This window comes from Pseudomonas sp. 21LCFQ02, from assembly GCF_024129895.2.
Lineage (GTDB): Bacteria > Pseudomonadota > Gammaproteobacteria > Pseudomonadales > Pseudomonadaceae > Aquipseudomonas.
On record NZ_CM178749.1, the window covers coordinates 5,742,981 to 5,757,704 of the forward strand.

Sequence of the window (14,724 nt, forward strand, 5' to 3'; positions counted from 1 at the left end):
GCCTTCAGGAGTCATTGGCTTTGTGCAACCTCGAAGGGGCAGCACCATGGCGATTAGCGCCTTGCGAACCTGGAAAAAACATCATAAGCCAAAGAGTCAATGGCCCAGCCACAGGAACCAGACTGATCAATATCCACCACCCGCTTTTATCCAGGTCATGTAAACGCCGCACAGTCAAAGCAAGATTGGGCAAAACGTTGAGTAGAATGAAAAGTTCTACCACCTGCTCAGGGAGCTGGGTGGCGCTATCAAACACCAGATAAACCAGCCCACCCAAAATCGTCAACAGGAAAACCGAGTAATAAACAAACTCTCTGACACTCGAACGCCCGTCAAAGTCAAAGGCCTTTGTATAGACCTGAATAACTTCTTTCATCGTGCACCTTTACTATCTGGACAGATTAATCAACTGGAGAGCTGCCAGACTCAGCGGCGCAGTCTGTACAGAAGCTTGCAACTCAACTTTCACGGACAAATACATGACATCCCACAACGTCATGCCGATCCGTCAAGGCGAGTTACGCACGTTTCCTGACCGCTCTGCACTTTGCTCTCGGCAGCCTTAGACCTGCGTGGGCAAGGCCCATAGCTGTTCACGCCTACCGACCCGGATGACAGACACAGCATCAACAGAAACAAAGGCCCATAAAGCGGAATGAAGGTGACCAAAAACCACAGCCCGTTGAAATCGGCATCGTGAAGTCGCCGATACGTGATGGCCAGACCGGGTACTAAATTGAGGGCGATGAATCCAGCCGTCACTCCCCCCAGTTGAACACTGCCCCTCACGATCCTCGAATCACTCTCAAACATAAAAAGAGCGATCACCCCTGCCGTATAAAAGAGCTGGTAATACAAAAAATTCCGTCGCCGGGTACGTCCTCTGAACTGCAACATATCGCGACAGGCGATGAGCATCATTTTCACGGGTTGAGTTCCCTGCCGGGCCAAATTCTGCCAACGCACTCATCACAAATGAAAGTCAGGCGCCCCCTGACACGCCAGATATTTCAAGCGGGTGGCAATCCGTAATAGTTCTCCCCCGGTTCTCCTTTTTCGAGAAGCATCCATGCACAGAGAACAAGACCTGCGAACGGCAGCAACCAAGCCAGGCTGACCCAGGCACTACAGCCAATGTCATGAATACGACGTGCAAGCAAGGCGGGTAAAGGCGCCAGGATATAGATCATCAGCAACTCGACCTGCCATACCAGGTCAGACCCTGGCGCCAACAATCTGATCTGCAGATACAGGTAGAAAATAACGCTAAACGATATCAAGAAAGAGAAAAGCTCTTTGCGATTCGAACGCCCCTTAAAATCCGGCCGTCTAAAAAAATAAGATACGTGCCCCATTAACATTGCATTGCCCCTAAGCAGTCTTCGACGCAAATTTATCGTCAAGCCCAAGCCACGGATGCAAGACAGTACTTCCTATAACGTAGGAAACGTCTGAGCTGATGCCCGCTGAAAAACGTAGCGTAGAGCTATGCCAGCAGACTCATCAAACATACTGATAATTTATAAAGAAATTTTGAGCCTTTCAATCGATCAATGCGATATACAATTTAGCCAAGTTCATTTGCACCACACGGAGCGCCACTCATGACCACATTTCGCAAAGTCCTGTCGATCCACACTGGCCAGCCCGCTTCCGACGGTGCCGGGGTCAAGCTGACTCGCGTGTTTGGCGGCCCTGGGGTGGAGCAGTTCGACCCGTTCCTGATGCTCGACGAGTTCGGCTCCGACCAGCCCGACGACTATATCGCCGGCTTTCCGCCGCACCCGCACCGTGGTTTCGAGACCGTTACCTACATGCTTGAAGGGCGGATGCGCCACGAAGACCACATGGGCAACGTCGGCCTGTTGCAAGGCGGCGGCGTGCAGTGGATGACCGCAGCCCGCGGCATCATCCACAGCGAGATGCCGGAGCAGGAGCAAGGCGTGATGCGCGGCTTCCAGTTGTGGCTGAACCTGCCGGGCAAAAACAAGTTGATGGACGCCAGTTATCAGGACATCCAGCCAGAACAGATTCCACGCCTGACCACCGCTAATGGCATCGAGGTGGTGGTGATCGCCGGGCAGTTTGACGACGGTCAGGTACAACAGGCCGGCGCCGTACAGCGCCCGGACACCGAGCCGCAGTATTTCGACCTGCACCTGCCGGCCGGCGCCAGCATCAGCCCGCGGTTGCCGGACGGGCATCGGGCGTTGCTGTACGTGTATGAAGGCGAAATCGAGGTAGGCGGTTACCCGCAGGCAGTGGCCGCCAGCCGCCTGGTGCGTCTGGGAGAAGACGGCGAACTGCGTATTCAAAGCGCTGCCGGAGCCAGGGTGTTGCTGATTGCCGGTAAACCCTTGCATGAGCCAATCGTGCAGTACGGGCCGTTCGTGATGAACAGCCGCGAAGAGATCGAACAGGCCCTGCGTGATTTCAGGGATGACCGGCTGACGGCTTGAACAAGATGGGTGAGCAGTGCGCCGTCACGCACAATTTCACTGGAATCGGGCTTTTCAGCAGATGCTGAAATAGCCTGTTCCAGTGAAAATCTCACATGACCCGCTCGAACAGGTTAACCCCCGGTGTCGCCTCACGCGGGCCGATATCACGCCAGCCATTGCGCTGGTAAAAACGCAGCGCCGGAAGGTTGTCCGGGCTCGCCGACAACTGCAGGGTCGTGCACTGCCGCTGGCGAAAGAACGCGATCGCCCGATCATGCAACTGCTGGCCCAGGCCCAGATGACGGTAAGGCTCAGTGAGATAGAACAGATGCACATAGCCCAGCGCCGGCTGCGGCTGGTTCAACTCCAGTTGCCCGACGATCTCGTCGCCCTGCCAGACATGCATCATGCTGCCCGGCAGCGCCTGCGAGCGCTGCGCCAGCCAGTCCAGATAACGCCCCGCCCCCTGCCCGTCTTCGCTATGCAGCGGCAGCGTCGTGCCCAGCGCCAACTGGAACACGTCCTCACGAAAGCGCACGCACAGGTCGGCGTGACGGTCGAGGTCGATGGGGTTGAATTGGAGAGGTATGGCAGCGTCCATGGCAGTTCCTTGTATTCAATTCAGGGTCAGTTCGGTGTAAGGGCTTTCAGGCGAACAAGCCTGTCATGACGGTACAGGCATTTGAAGAACGCCTGATCTATAAAGTGCCAAACAGCCTGTAGTCCATTTCTGAATTTTTCCGGATCACCGGACACCCTCTATTCACACGCTGGACGTCTGACTACCCTGCCCGACACTCGCTGCAAATTCAGCGAGCCGGGTTTGGCGACCCGATTGTCAGCAGCTACGCAGCGCCAGACGTTGTGTGTATCCTCACGCACGTCGCTTTATGGCGGCTGTGCGTCGGAGACCTTTAGGTCTGCCGGTCGTGGCTCCTGACCCGGTTCGCCAACCCTCGCACAGCTGCCACCTTCTCGTTTGGCGACGGCCAGGGGCAGCTCCTTGATAATCTGGAGCCTTCGAAAATGCATTTACTAACCACCTGTCCACCCTGCCCCGAACACTTCGACGCAGAGCCCTTTTTCCGCCATCACCGCCGTCTGCGCACCATCCGCCATGACAGCCAGGCGTGGTTCTGCCTGGCAGATCTGGCCCGCCTGATGGGCAAGCGGCTCGACGAACGCAATACTCTCAAACTCGACCACGACCAGCGCCGCATGGTCTGGCTCAACTCCCACGGACTTTACGAACGCTGCCTGATGATCAGCGAGTCCGGCGTCTTCGCCCTGTTGATCCACCACTACGTCCCGGAGAACCGCAGCCTGCGTCAGTGGTTGACCCACGAAGTCCTGCCCGAACTGCACCGGCGTGCCGAACGCATGCTTGAAGAACCGAGCATCAATCGCCTGGAATGGCTGGGCCATACTTTGCAGTTGCTGCAATGGCGCAACGATTCATGGGTGCGCTGGCAGGACATGCCGCACTTGCTGGCCGAGGTGCCGAAGCCGATGGGGTTGTGGCAGAGGTTGATGGTGAAGTTTGGTTTCAAAGACGAATCCATGAAGTTCTGAGGGCTTGACCGACCCTGATCCCGGCGTTGTTCTGTAGGCCGATTCTGATTTTCTGGAATCGGCCTGTGTCAGCCTGTGTGGCAGGTGTCAGTGAGGTTAAAACGATGACTACTATTTTCCGGCGACCTCCATAACAGCGGGCTTAGCATGGACTCGTTTCAGAAAGACTCATCCTATCTGTCCAACAAATGAAGTCAGGCAGAGCAGCGCGCATGACCATAATCCATTCATCGGACACGAACAAAGACATTACCAAGCTGGCGCGAAAAGCCCCTTCCTTCAGGTGGGGGATGAAAGCGCCACCGCGAAGCGGTCATAGGGGTTAACATCCATAAAACCGCCCCATCCTGTGTTTCATGACTGAAATGAAAGCGACCAAAACCCTCAAGGTTCGAGTGCGAGACAAGCATGCAGCGCAGCTGCGTGAGGCTTCTCGTGCTGTGAATTTTGTGTGGAACTACGTAAACGAGTTGAGCAGTCGCTCGATTCGTGAGCACGGTCGTTTTCTGTCGACGTTCGACATTCACAAGTACACCAACGGAGCTGGCAAGGATCTGGGGCTGCACAGCCAATCGGTGCAGGCTGTTGCCGACGAATATGTCACACGGCGCAAACAATTCAAAAAGCGCCAGCTCCGCTGGCGCCGCTCGGGCGGCGCTCGGCGCAGTCTGGGCTGGGTGCCCTTCAAGGTCGGCGCTGCTGTCTGGAAAAACGGCCAGGTCGTCTTCAACAAACAGCACTTCAAGGTCTGGGACAGCTACGGCCTGGGAGGCTTTAAATTCAGATCCGGTAGCTTCAACGAGGACAGCCGTGGACGCTGGTATTTCAACGTCGTGGTCGAGGTCGACCGCCAGTTATCGCCAGGCCAGGACGCAGTGGGGATCGACCTCGGACTGAAAACCACGGCCACCTGCAGCGACGGTGATCGCCTTGAAAGCGGCAGGTTCTACCGGGATCTGGAGAGCGCCCTGGGCACGGCCCAGCGCGCCGGCAAGAAAGCCCGTGTGCGGGCGATTCACGCCAAAATTGCGAACCGCCGCAAGGATTGCCTGCATAAGTTCAGCAACGCGCTGGTAGCGCGTTGTGGCGTCATTGTGGTGGGCGATGTGAACTCACTGAAACTCGCGAAAACCAGGATGGCCAAGTCGGTGCTGGACGCCGGCTGGGGCCAATTGAAAACCATGCTGGAATACAAATGCGATCACGCAGGCACGGTTTTCAAGGTTGTTAGCGAGAGAAACACCACCCAAACCTGTTCGAGCTGCAAGCAATTGCCGGACTCGAGGCCCAGAGGTATCGCAGGGCTTGGAATAAGGGAATGGACTTGTTGTGGGTGCGGTGCCACCCACGACCGCGACGTCAACGCCGCAAAGAACATTCTCGCGCTCGGGCATGAGCGTCCAGTTGTGGGAATCCCGGCCCTTTAGGGCGGGGAGGATGTCAACGAGTTTCTGAGCATGTTCCTGGAAGATCCAAACCCTGACGTACTCTTCAGAGTTTTTCAGGAAATCGCCAAGGCTCACGAAAAGTCACGGCTTGCGCAGGACTCAAGTATCGGCCGCGCCTGACCGGTCTGCCATGACCCGCCGACCAAGCGGACCATAAGCCATGCTCATCTACAGCCGCGCAGCCGACATCCCAGCCGCCCCATTCGGAAACAACTGGTGAGTCAGTTCACCAATCTTGGCCTCGGCATTGATGAACTTCGAGAAGGCCATGCCGCCACTGCGCGAGTCGTATTCAGCCTGCCCCACTTGTACGCCGTGCTGAAACACGCGGATGTCGGCATAACTCATGTAGATCGTGAAATCCCAACTCCAGCGACCGATATAGGTCGTCGACAGCGGGCAAACCGCAGGGTTGCTGTTGGCAGCGAGTTGACGGATCTGGAAACCTTTCTCGCGCAGCAGGCGCTCATAGCTGGCCTGAAAACCTGGGCGCAGGCCTTCTGCCGGAATCATGCAGATCACCGGCTCCATTGCCGCAGACAAGGACACCGGGGTCACGGTCTGCTTGATGCTGCAACCGCTCACCAGCAAAGCTGCAAAAAGGGTCAGGGACAGGGACAAACAGCGCATACGACCTCCATGCCGAAATTGAGGGGCGCGAGGTTAACACGGCAGGCTGACCACTGCCGCACAACGAGCATTTGCTCCACCCGCCCTGGCGCGCATAAGATGCGAACAGTTCCCAAAGAGTACTTGCTCTCATGTCAACCTTGGACGACGCCTACTCACAGCAGGTGCTGGGCTATTACACCGCTCATCACGGCTGGATTCATGCCTGGCTGAACAAGCGCCTGGGCAATGCCAGCGATGCGGCGGACCTGGCCCATGATGTGTTCGTGCGCTTGCTGGCCCGGCCACGGCAGTTCGACAGCGACAGCCATGCACGGGCCTATTTGCACACCATGTCGCGGCATGTATGCGTGGACTTCTGGCGGCGCCGCGAGGTAGAGCATGCATGGTTCGAGGTGCTGGCCAGCAGACCGGAAACCTACGCGCCCTCGGAAGAGCATCGGGCGGTGATTCTCGAAGCGCTGCAACAGGTCCACACCATGCTCGCCAAGCTGCCGCCCCGAGTGGCCGAGGCTTTCTTGCTGGCGCAGCTCGATGGCCTGACCTACCGCAAGATCGCCGAGCAACTGGGCGTCTCGCAACGCACAGTGACCAAGTACCTGGCCCAGGCCATGTTCCAATGCCTGTTGCTGGAAGTGGAGCTGGATGAAGCCCTCATCTGAATCACTGGACCACGCCGTCCTCAAGCAGGCAGCGCACTGGTACGCGCGGCTGCAGACCGAGAACGACCCGCACCTGCACGCTGACTGGCAACGCTGGCATGACCAGCACGACAGTCATCAACGTGCCTGGCAGTATGTCGAGCGGATCAGTGCGCGCTTCTCGCCCCTGCAAGGCGAGCGCGACACCGCACGGGCCACGTTGACCGGGGCGCGGCAAGTGCGCCAGAGCCGGCGCAATGTATTGCTGGGCCTGGCTCTGTTCGGCGGTGCAGCGCTGCTGGCGCGGCTCGGCTGGCGACCGCTGGAACAGAACCTGCTGGCCTGGCGTGCCGATCAGCGTACGGCGGTGGGCGAAGTGCGCGCGCTGCGCCTGGATGACGGCACGCGCCTGTGGCTCAACAGCGACAGCGCCCTGAACATCGCTTACACCGCCCAGCAGCGGGTGTTGCAACTGGTGCGCGGCGAAGTGCTGATCGACACTGCCAAGGATGCTCGGCCGTTTTTCGTCGACACTGCCGAAGGCCGCTTGCAGGCACTCGGCACGCGCTTCAGTGTGCAGCAGGAAACCACCGACACCCGGCTGAGTGTGTTCGACGGCGCGGTAGCGATTCATATGGGCAACAGCGCCAGCATTGCCGCTGTGGTCAACGCTGGTCATGAACGACGCTTCAATCGCGAACAACTGGGCACCGAACAACCGGTCAACGCCGGCCGGCAAAGCTGGAGCCGTGGCATTCTGCAAGCCGACAACCAGCCGCTGGCCGACGTCATCGCCGAACTGCGGCGCTATCACCACGGGCATATCGGCGTCGCACCAGAAGTCGCCGGGCTCAAGGTAGTGGGCACCTTCCCGCAGGACGACCTGCCGCAGACCCTGAGCATGTTGAGCAGCGCGCTGCCAATCCGCGTGGAGCAAACCTTGCCTTGGTGGATCAGTCTGGAAGCCAGACATTGAACGTCATTTGAAAATTATTTTCATTCAGGTGTTCCTCTTTCGGCGGCTCATCCGAATTAGCTGAAAACAACCCACACACCATCAGCTAACAGGACCACCCATGTACCGCTTGCCCGCCGCCTCGTTACGCCCCCTGAGCCTGGCCATCGCCCTGGCTGTGCTCAGCCCGCTCAGCCACGCCGCCGAGCAGTACCGCCTGGAATCCGGGCCGTTGTCGACCCAACTCAACCGCTTCGCTGCCCAGGCCGGAATCTTCCTGGTCAGCGACGGCAGCCTGACCGAAGGCCAACAGAGCCGGGTGCTGGACAGCAGCTACAGCGTGGAACAGGCGCTGGCGATCCTGCTCGAAGGCAGCGGGCTGGAGGCGGTGAAGACCGGGGAGAAGCGTTACGAGGTAAGGCCACGGGCAAACAGTACCGGGCTTGAGCTGTCGGCAGTGAGCATTTCAGGCAAGGCACCGGGGTCGATTACCGAGGGGACCGGCTCTTATACGACCGGGTCTACGAGTAGTTCGACGCGCTTGAACCTGACACCGCAGGAAACGCCGCAATCGGTGACGGTGATTACACGGCAGCGGATGGAAGATCAGAAGCTGGATGACTTGGCCGATGCGCTGGATGCCACAACCGGCATTGTGGTCAAACCTCTGGTTTACGGTGGCGATGCACCCCAAATTCTTTCCAGAGGTTCAAGCATCAACAACTTCCAGATTGATGGTGTGCCCACCTCCTCGGCAATGGGCAACTACCTGCAAGCCACTGCCATGTATGACCGGATTGAAGTGGTGCGGGGTGCCACAGGTATCATGAGTGGTCTGGGCAAACCGTCGGCGACCATTAATATGGTCCGCAAGCGGCCAACCTTCGACCCCCAGGTATCCTTTACCGCCGAAGCCGGCAATTGGGACCGCTATGGCAGTGGCGTTGATGTCTCCGGTCCGATGACAGACAGCGGTAATGTGCGAGGACGCCTGGTTGCCGACTATAAGCATCAGCACGGCTGGACCGACAACTATGAACAAGAAAGGATCACGTTGTACGGCATCAGCGAAATCGATTTGAGTGATGACACGCTGCTCACGCTCGGCTTTAGCAACATTGCCAAGAAAACCAATTCCCAGGCCGCGTTAATGCCAATGCTCTATAGCGACGGCAGCAAGATCGATTTAAAGCCTTCAGATATAAAAACGCCAGACTGGGCATTTTACGATCACGACCTCACCAGTTTCTTTGCTTCCATAGAGCACACGTTCGGCTCGGGATGGAGTATCAAAAGCGAGCTGTCCCACGCACGGTATGAATACGAAAGCCTCTATGCTACCTCTACGGGGGCTATCAACAAGAGCACGGGAGCCGGTGGACGCCTGCTAAGCCCCTATTGGGTCAATACGACAGAACAGGAAAACCTGGACACTTATCTGACCGGTCCGTTTTCACTGCTCGGACGCGAGCATGAATTCATTGGTGGTGTAACCCTGACAAACATCCACGCCGATGGCAGCAACTACACCATGGTCCCTTCGACCTACCTGATTCCCACTATTTTCACATGGGCCGATGACACACCAAAACCGCACTATAACAAGACAGGGAAAACTGACCGCCACGAGCATCAGTACAATGCCTACATGAGTTCCCGCTTCCACCTCACCGATAGCACAAGCCTACTGGTCGGCGGACGCCTGACAGACTGGAAAAACAACAATGACACCCTGACCCTGTCGACAGGCCGAGTAACCAAGAGCCGCAGCCGGGAAACAGGAATCTTCACCCCCTACCTTGGCCTTGTGCATGCTTTGAATGACACGTGGTCGCTCTATGGCAGCTACACCAAGATCTTCCAGCCTCAGGATTCGCTGGTCAGCCAATATGTAACTTCTCCAGAGCCGGAGGACGGTACCAGCATCGAGGCCGGTATCAAGGCCAGCTTTCAAGATGGCCGGCTCAATTCCAGCCTTTCGCTGTTCCGCACCAATCAGGACAATCTGGCGGTATGGAACAACGCCAGCAACGGCTACGAAATGTACAACAACACGGCAACCGAAGGTGCCGAACTCGAATTCAACGGCGCACTCGCAGAGGGTTGGAACTTCAGTAGCGGCTATGTCTACAGTGTGACCCGCAACGATGAAGACCAGCGGATTATCACCCGTGCACCACGACACAGTTTCAAGACGTTCACGACTTATCGCCTACCGGGAGACCTGAGCAAGTTTACCGTCGGCGGTGGATTCAACTGGGAAAGCAAGACCGGCGATGACCTGAAGGTCATGCATCAAGGCAGTTATACCTTGGTCAATCTGATGGGCCGTTACGAGATCAACCAGCATCTTTCGGTCTCCGCCAACATCAACAACCTGTTTGACAAGGAGTACATCATCTCGGCCGGTGTGCGCGGCTCGTACGGCATGCCACGCAATTTCATGACCTCGCTGAAATATACCTACTGACTTGCAACACGCGCGCTACCTTTACAGATTTCTCATGCCGCCAGCCGGCATGGGAAATCTGTGACGAAAAAACCACCAGCCATTCACTCACTCAACCAATGCGGTTTGCGAGGAAAACCGATGTGATAGACCAGCCCTTGCACAGATTCCTGCCGCCCTGCGACATCCACCATCGACAGGGTTTTCTCCAGACCGATAATCCAGCCTCTGGGCGAGTCGCTCAAACAACGATTGAGCAGCTCAATCTGCTGTTCACTGGCCTCGTCGATCTGAGGACCGGATGTTTCTGCCGCTCCGATCACTATGCGCTTGACGAAGCGAATCTCTTTCAGGTCTGACATCTACTATCTCCTTGGCGTGATGTGCGCTCTGATCACAACGCTGACCACAGCATAAACCCATCATTCATGGTTCTGGTAACAGATGAAAGCGGAGTGCCACATCACACCAATGAGCCAACGGTCTGCTACAACGCTCTGCCCAAAAACCCCGCAGTCCGGCTTTCAGCACACCGCGCCACCTCCCCCGGCACACCACTTACCACCACCTTGCCGCCAGCATCCCCGGCACCCGGACCGATATCGATCACCCAGTCACTCTGGGCCACCACCCGCATGTCGTGTTCGACCACCACCACGGTGTGCCCGGCATCCACCAGCCGGTTAAGTTGCACCATCAGCCGGTCGATGTCTTGCGGGTGCAGGCCGTTGGTGGGTTCGTCGAGGACGTAGAGGGTCGCGCCGCGGGCGTTGCGTTGCAATTCGGTGGCGAGTTTGATGCGTTGTGCTTCACCACCCGATAGCTCGGTGGCCGGCTGGCCGAGGCGCAGGTAGCCCAGGCCGATGTCCTTGAGCACTTGCAGCGCACGGCGCGGTGCGACCTGCTCGGCGAACACCTCGTAGGCCTGGTCGACGGTCAGTTGCAGCACTTGCGCGATGTTCAGGCCATTCCAGGTGACGGTCAGGGTCTGCGGGTTGTAGCGGGCGCCGTGGCAGGTCGGGCATGGCGCGTAGACGCTGGGCATGAACAGCAGCTCGACACTGACGAAGCCCTCGCCCTCGCACTTTTCGCAGCGGCCCTTGGCGACGTTGAACGAGAACTGCCCGGCATCGAAACCCAGCGTTTTGGCTTGCTCGGTGGCGGCAAACAGTTTGCGAACGTGGTCGAACAGCCCGGTATAGGTCGCAAGATTCGAGCGTGGCGTGCGGCCGATGGGTTTCTGGTCAACCTGTACCAGACGCTTGAGGCCGTCGAGCCCGGCGCTGATGCGCCCGCCAGTGGTCTGTTGCGGTTCGTCCTCCAGGCTCTGCTCGGCAGCGTCGGTCGGCGCTTCGCTGTGACCCAGGTGCGCACCGACCAGCTCCAGCAGCGCATGGCTGACCAGGCTGGATTTGCCGGAGCCGGAAATACCGGTGACCGAGGTGAAGCAGCCCAGTGGAAATGCGGCACTCAGGTCATTGAGGTTGTTGCGGGTGACGCCTTCCAGGCGCAGCCAGTCTTTGCCCACGCGCGGTGTGTGCCCAGCCTGCACGGCAGGGCTGAACAGGTAATGCCGGGTGCTGGAGGCCTCGACCTGCGCAAGGCCCGCTGGCGGGCCGCTGTACAGCACCTGGCCGCCCTGCTCGCCGGCGGCCGGGCCGACATCAATCAGCCAGTCGGCACGGCGCATGGTGTCCAGGTCATGTTCGACCACGTACACCGAGTTGCCCGCCGCTTTGAGGCGTTGCAGGGCTTCGAACAGCGCTTCACTGTCGGCCGGGTGCAGACCGGCTGAGGGCTCGTCGAGCACGTAGATCACCCCGAACAGCTGTGAGTTGAGCTGGGTGGCCAGGCGCAGGCGTTGCAGTTCACCGGACGACAGCGTCGGCGTGCTGCGCTCCAGCGCCAGGTAGCCCAGCCCCAGGTCGATCAGGGTGGTGATGCGTTCAAGCAGTTCCACAGCGATGCGCTGCGCGGCCAGGCGTTTTTCCATCGAAGAATCCGGCTCGTCCTGTTCCAGCCAGTCCGGCGCGGCGACCCGCTGCAGCAGCGCGGCCAGTTGTTGTAACGGCAGCTGCGACAGCGCCGCGATATCCAGCCCGGCGAAGGTCACGCTCAGCGCTTGCGGTTTGAGGCGTTTGCCCCCACAGGACGGGCACGGGCTGGCGCGCATGTATTGCGCCACGCGCTTGCGCATCTGGGCACTCTGCGAATGCATGAAGGTGTGCAACAGATAACGCCGGGCGCCGCTGAAGGTGCCCTGGTAACTGGGTTCGAGCTTGCGCTTGAGGGCCTCACGGGTCTGCGCCGGAGTCAGGCCGGCGTACACCGGCACGGTCGGGGTTTCGTCGGTGAACAGAATCCACTCGCGCTGCTGCCTGGGCAGGTCACGCCAGGGAACATCGACGTCGTAGCCCAGAGTCACCAGGATGTCGCGCAGGTTCTGGCCTTGCCAGGCCAGCGGCCAGGCCGCGACCGCCCGCTCACGAATGGTCAACGACGGATCAGGCACCATCGACTGTTCCGTGACCTCATGCACCCGGCCCAAGCCATGGCACTGCGGGCAGGCGCCTTGCGGGGTGTTGGCCGAAAAATCTTCGGCGTACAACAAAGGCTGGCCGGCCGGGTAACGGCCGGCCCGCGAGTAGAGCATGCGGATCAGGCTCGACAAGGTCGTGACGCTGCCCACCGACGACCGCGCACTGGGTGTGCCGCGCTGCTGTTGCAGAGCCACCGCCGGCGGCAGACCGTCGATGGCATCGACATCCGGGACGCCGACCTGATCGATCAGCCGCCGTGCGTAAGGGGCTACCGACTCGAAGTAACGGCGCTGGGCCTCGGCATACAGGGTCGAGAACGCCAGTGACGACTTGCCCGACCCGGAGACCCCGGTGAACACCACCAGCGCATCGCGGGGAATGTCGACATCGACGTTCTTGAGGTTGTGCTCGCGGGCGCCACGCACCCGGACGAAGCCTGAAAAAGCGGTCGATGGAGAAGCGGGCATCAGGGGTCCTTACTGCGACGGAATTTAAAAACAGTACTGTTCAGTCAGGCGCCCAAAGGCTGCGTCTGGCATGGCCCCTTCACGAGCAAGCTCGTTCCCACGGTGGCTCCCACAAAAGTTGTGGTGGTTATTCGAGCGGTATTGATTCGAAGGCTGAACGTTACTGTGGACCACTGCACCTTACCAAACGTTTACGGTTATCCACCAACACGCCGCTCAGGCCCTTTTGCTGGGTGTCGAACAGCACCAGCACGCCATCGATGCATTGAGCGATCTGGTTGGCCGGGGCCAGGCTGGCGGAATATTGCTCGCCGGGAATGGTTTTGAGCATGGTGTAGTCGTTGAGCAGCAGCGCATCTTCAGGCTTGGCGAAGTGCAGGTAGCCGTAGTACCCGAGGCAGGCGACGGTGCCGGCGATGCTGGCAACGCCAGTCAGGATGATGGGGATGAGGTTGCGTTCCTGGGTCATGGGTGTGCTCGAAAATGAGGTAACTTCTGTTGCCAGCAGAGCGGCCTCCCACAGATCCACGTCGTACCTGGCTCTTGTGCACGCCACAGTTGCGGTGGGAGGCAGCCCTGCCGGGATGCCGGGCCATGGCGAATGCGGATAATCGCTCTCTCCCACAATGACAGTGTTTAATCTGAACATCCGTGAGCGACATCAATGCTTGGGCAGGTCACGGCGTCGCAGGTGCGGGCGGATAGTTGGGGATTTCCCCCAACCGGCGCAGGCCGTTGAAATGCTGGGGGTCGTCGAGGTAGCGCAGCAGCACCTGGCGCCAGGTCGGGTCGGCGAAGGTCTGGACGTGGCCGCCGCGGGTCAATTGCAGCACCCGGGGCAAGGGCGCGGCTTTGTAAAGGGCCAGGCCGTTATTCAGCGGCACGATATCGTCGTCCATGCTGTGAAACAGCAGCATCGGTGTGCCTTTAAGCTGGGCAATGCTGTGGATGGCGCTGTCGCCGTCAGGGATGAACCACGACAACGGCCGCTTGAATGGCCAGGTCAGCCAGGAGGTGCCAAGGGCATGGCGGGCCACTTCACGGTAGCTGGCCGGGACGCCATCGAGAATCAGCGCCTTGAGGCCGCTGCGTTGCTCTGGATGCTGCGCCAGATAATGCACGGCCAGCGCCCCGCCGATGCTTTGGCCCAATACGATACGCGGCTGGCCCTGGGTTTCTGGCGCCTTATCCAGCCAGGCAAAGGCGGCATCGAGATCCTGATAAATGGCCGGCAGGCTCGGCTCGCCTTCAGACAAACCATAGCCGCGATAGTCGAGCATCAGCACCTGATAACCCTGCTCCGGCAGCCACCAGCTCCCCCCCAGGTGCCAGGCCAGATTGCCGCCGTTGCCATGCAGGTGCAGCACCGTGCCCTTGACCGGCACACCCGGTTTGGCCGGCAGCCACCAGCCGTGCAGGCGCGTGCCGTCGGCGGTGGTGAGGGTCAGGTCACGGTATTCGAGGCGGGCCTTGTCGGGGGTGAACGGCAGGCCACGCTCAGGGTAAAACAGCATGCCGCTGCAACCGCCCAGGCACAGCAGCAGGACCAGAATGCCGATCGCTTTCAAACTCACCATCCTT

The 14,724-nt window shown here is 59.2% G+C and carries 15 protein-coding genes; 6 read left to right on the forward strand and 9 right to left on the reverse strand.

Features of this window, described 5'->3' with window-relative positions:
* Positions 1 to 4 precede the first annotated feature (4 nt).
* From NJC40_RS25905 to NJC40_RS25915, 3 genes are all read right to left on the reverse strand, one after another.
* A complete protein-coding gene (locus NJC40_RS25905) occupies positions 5 to 376 on the reverse strand; it encodes a DUF805 domain-containing protein (RefSeq protein ID WP_253141889.1) in 372 nt (123 codons plus the stop codon).
* 119 nt (positions 377 to 495) lie between these two features.
* A complete protein-coding gene (locus NJC40_RS25910) occupies positions 496 to 921 on the reverse strand; it encodes a DUF805 domain-containing protein (protein ID WP_231906541.1) in 426 nt (141 codons plus the stop codon).
* Between the two features lie 89 nt (positions 922 to 1,010).
* The gene (locus NJC40_RS25915; protein ID WP_492180422.1) at positions 1,011 to 1,361 is read right to left on the reverse strand and encodes a DUF805 domain-containing protein; all 351 of its coding nucleotides are present in this window, start codon (positions 1,359 to 1,361) and stop codon (positions 1,011 to 1,013) included.
* Between the two features lie 243 nt (positions 1,362 to 1,604).
* Here NJC40_RS25915 and NJC40_RS25920 point away from each other — a divergent pair, with 243 nt between their 5' ends.
* A complete protein-coding gene (locus NJC40_RS25920; RefSeq protein ID WP_253141886.1) occupies positions 1,605 to 2,459 on the forward strand; it encodes a pirin family protein in 855 nt (284 codons plus the stop codon).
* Between the two features lie 91 nt (positions 2,460 to 2,550).
* Here the strand turns inward: NJC40_RS25920 and NJC40_RS25925 are convergent, their stop codons facing one another.
* Positions 2,551 to 3,042 carry a GNAT family N-acetyltransferase gene (locus NJC40_RS25925; RefSeq protein WP_253141871.1) on the reverse strand — a complete coding sequence of 164 codons (492 nt, stop codon included), beginning with the start codon at positions 3,040 to 3,042 and terminating at the stop codon, positions 2,551 to 2,553.
* Positions 3,043 to 3,467: 425 nt separating this feature from the next.
* Between NJC40_RS25925 and NJC40_RS25930 the strand changes: the two genes are divergently transcribed.
* Together NJC40_RS25930 and NJC40_RS25935 are read left to right on the forward strand one after the other, a co-directional pair.
* The gene (locus NJC40_RS25930; RefSeq protein WP_253141869.1) at positions 3,468 to 4,013 is read left to right on the forward strand and encodes a BRO-N domain-containing protein; all 546 of its coding nucleotides are present in this window, start codon (positions 3,468 to 3,470) and stop codon (positions 4,011 to 4,013) included.
* Between the two features lie 365 nt (positions 4,014 to 4,378).
* Positions 4,379 to 5,440: an RNA-guided endonuclease InsQ/TnpB family protein gene (locus NJC40_RS25935; RefSeq protein WP_492180423.1), complete on the forward strand. Its 1,062-nt coding sequence runs from the start codon at positions 4,379 to 4,381 to the stop codon at positions 5,438 to 5,440.
* Between the two features lie 189 nt (positions 5,441 to 5,629).
* Here NJC40_RS25935 and NJC40_RS25940 read toward each other — a convergent pair whose 3' ends face one another.
* Positions 5,630 to 6,091, reverse strand: a complete 462-nt coding sequence (locus NJC40_RS25940) for an Sbal_3080 family lipoprotein (RefSeq protein WP_045481258.1) — start codon at positions 6,089 to 6,091, stop codon at positions 5,630 to 5,632.
* A 131-nt stretch (positions 6,092 to 6,222) separates the two neighbouring features.
* Between NJC40_RS25940 and NJC40_RS25945 the strand changes: the two genes are divergently transcribed.
* From NJC40_RS25945 to NJC40_RS25955, 3 genes are all read left to right on the forward strand, one after another.
* Positions 6,223 to 6,753 (forward strand): sigma-70 family RNA polymerase sigma factor, encoded by a 531-nt coding sequence (locus tag NJC40_RS25945; RefSeq protein WP_253142767.1) that lies wholly within the window; start codon positions 6,223 to 6,225, stop codon positions 6,751 to 6,753.
* Positions 6,737 to 7,708 (forward strand): FecR domain-containing protein, encoded by a 972-nt coding sequence (locus NJC40_RS25950; RefSeq protein WP_253142768.1) that lies wholly within the window; start codon positions 6,737 to 6,739, stop codon positions 7,706 to 7,708. The genes NJC40_RS25945 and NJC40_RS25950 overlap by 17 nt, the downstream gene beginning before the upstream one ends.
* 100 nt (positions 7,709 to 7,808) lie before the next feature.
* Positions 7,809 to 10,157 (forward strand): TonB-dependent siderophore receptor, encoded by a 2,349-nt coding sequence (locus NJC40_RS25955; RefSeq protein WP_253142769.1) that lies wholly within the window; start codon positions 7,809 to 7,811, stop codon positions 10,155 to 10,157.
* A gap of 83 nt (positions 10,158 to 10,240) precedes the next feature.
* On the opposite strand, the gene NJC40_RS25960 is transcribed toward NJC40_RS25955, so the two are convergent.
* The 4 genes from NJC40_RS25960 to NJC40_RS25975 all read right to left on the reverse strand — a co-directional run bounded on the left by NJC40_RS25960 (position 10,241) and on the right by NJC40_RS25975 (position 14,711).
* Complete coding sequence (locus NJC40_RS25960) at positions 10,241 to 10,498, reverse strand: hypothetical protein (RefSeq protein WP_253142770.1); 258 nt, start codon at positions 10,496 to 10,498, stop codon at positions 10,241 to 10,243.
* Positions 10,499 to 10,623: 125 nt separating this feature from the next.
* Entirely contained in the window at positions 10,624 to 13,143 is a 2,520-nt protein-coding gene (locus tag NJC40_RS25965) for an excinuclease ABC subunit UvrA (RefSeq protein ID WP_253142771.1), read from the reverse strand.
* A gap of 160 nt (positions 13,144 to 13,303) precedes the next feature.
* On the reverse strand, positions 13,304 to 13,612 hold the full coding sequence (locus tag NJC40_RS25970) for a PA3694 family proteiin (RefSeq protein ID WP_045481275.1): 309 nt from the start codon (positions 13,610 to 13,612) through the stop codon (positions 13,304 to 13,306).
* Between the two features lie 208 nt (positions 13,613 to 13,820).
* Positions 13,821 to 14,711 carry an alpha/beta hydrolase gene (locus tag NJC40_RS25975; RefSeq protein WP_253142772.1) on the reverse strand — a complete coding sequence of 297 codons (891 nt, stop codon included), beginning with the start codon at positions 14,709 to 14,711 and terminating at the stop codon, positions 13,821 to 13,823.
* Positions 14,712 to 14,724 lie beyond the last annotated feature (13 nt).

Excerpts from the sequence above, each read along its gene's own strand:
- NJC40_RS25905 (WP_253141889.1), bottom strand. The coding sequence starts at position 376 with ATGAAAGAAGTTATTCAGGTCTATACAAAGGCCTTTGACTTTGACGGG.
- NJC40_RS25910 (WP_231906541.1), bottom strand. The coding sequence starts at position 921 with ATGATGCTCATCGCCTGTCGCGATATGTTGCAGTTCAGAGGACGTACC.
- NJC40_RS25915 (WP_492180422.1), bottom strand. The coding sequence starts at position 1,361 with ATGTTAATGGGGCACGTATCTTATTTTTTTAGACGGCCGGATTTTAAG.
- NJC40_RS25920 (WP_253141886.1), top strand. The coding sequence starts at position 1,605 with ATGACCACATTTCGCAAAGTCCTGTCGATCCACACTGGCCAGCCCGCT.
- NJC40_RS25925 (WP_253141871.1), bottom strand. The coding sequence starts at position 3,042 with ATGGACGCTGCCATACCTCTCCAATTCAACCCCATCGACCTCGACCGT.
- NJC40_RS25930 (WP_253141869.1), top strand. The coding sequence starts at position 3,468 with ATGCATTTACTAACCACCTGTCCACCCTGCCCCGAACACTTCGACGCA.
- NJC40_RS25935 (WP_492180423.1), top strand. The coding sequence starts at position 4,379 with ATGAAAGCGACCAAAACCCTCAAGGTTCGAGTGCGAGACAAGCATGCA.
- NJC40_RS25940 (WP_045481258.1), bottom strand. The coding sequence starts at position 6,091 with ATGCGCTGTTTGTCCCTGTCCCTGACCCTTTTTGCAGCTTTGCTGGTG.
- NJC40_RS25945 (WP_253142767.1), top strand. The coding sequence starts at position 6,223 with ATGTCAACCTTGGACGACGCCTACTCACAGCAGGTGCTGGGCTATTAC.
- NJC40_RS25950 (WP_253142768.1), top strand. The coding sequence starts at position 6,737 with ATGAAGCCCTCATCTGAATCACTGGACCACGCCGTCCTCAAGCAGGCA.
- NJC40_RS25955 (WP_253142769.1), top strand. The coding sequence starts at position 7,809 with ATGTACCGCTTGCCCGCCGCCTCGTTACGCCCCCTGAGCCTGGCCATC.
- NJC40_RS25960 (WP_253142770.1), bottom strand. The coding sequence starts at position 10,498 with ATGTCAGACCTGAAAGAGATTCGCTTCGTCAAGCGCATAGTGATCGGA.
- NJC40_RS25965 (WP_253142771.1), bottom strand. The coding sequence starts at position 13,143 with ATGCCCGCTTCTCCATCGACCGCTTTTTCAGGCTTCGTCCGGGTGCGT.
- NJC40_RS25970 (WP_045481275.1), bottom strand. The coding sequence starts at position 13,612 with ATGACCCAGGAACGCAACCTCATCCCCATCATCCTGACTGGCGTTGCC.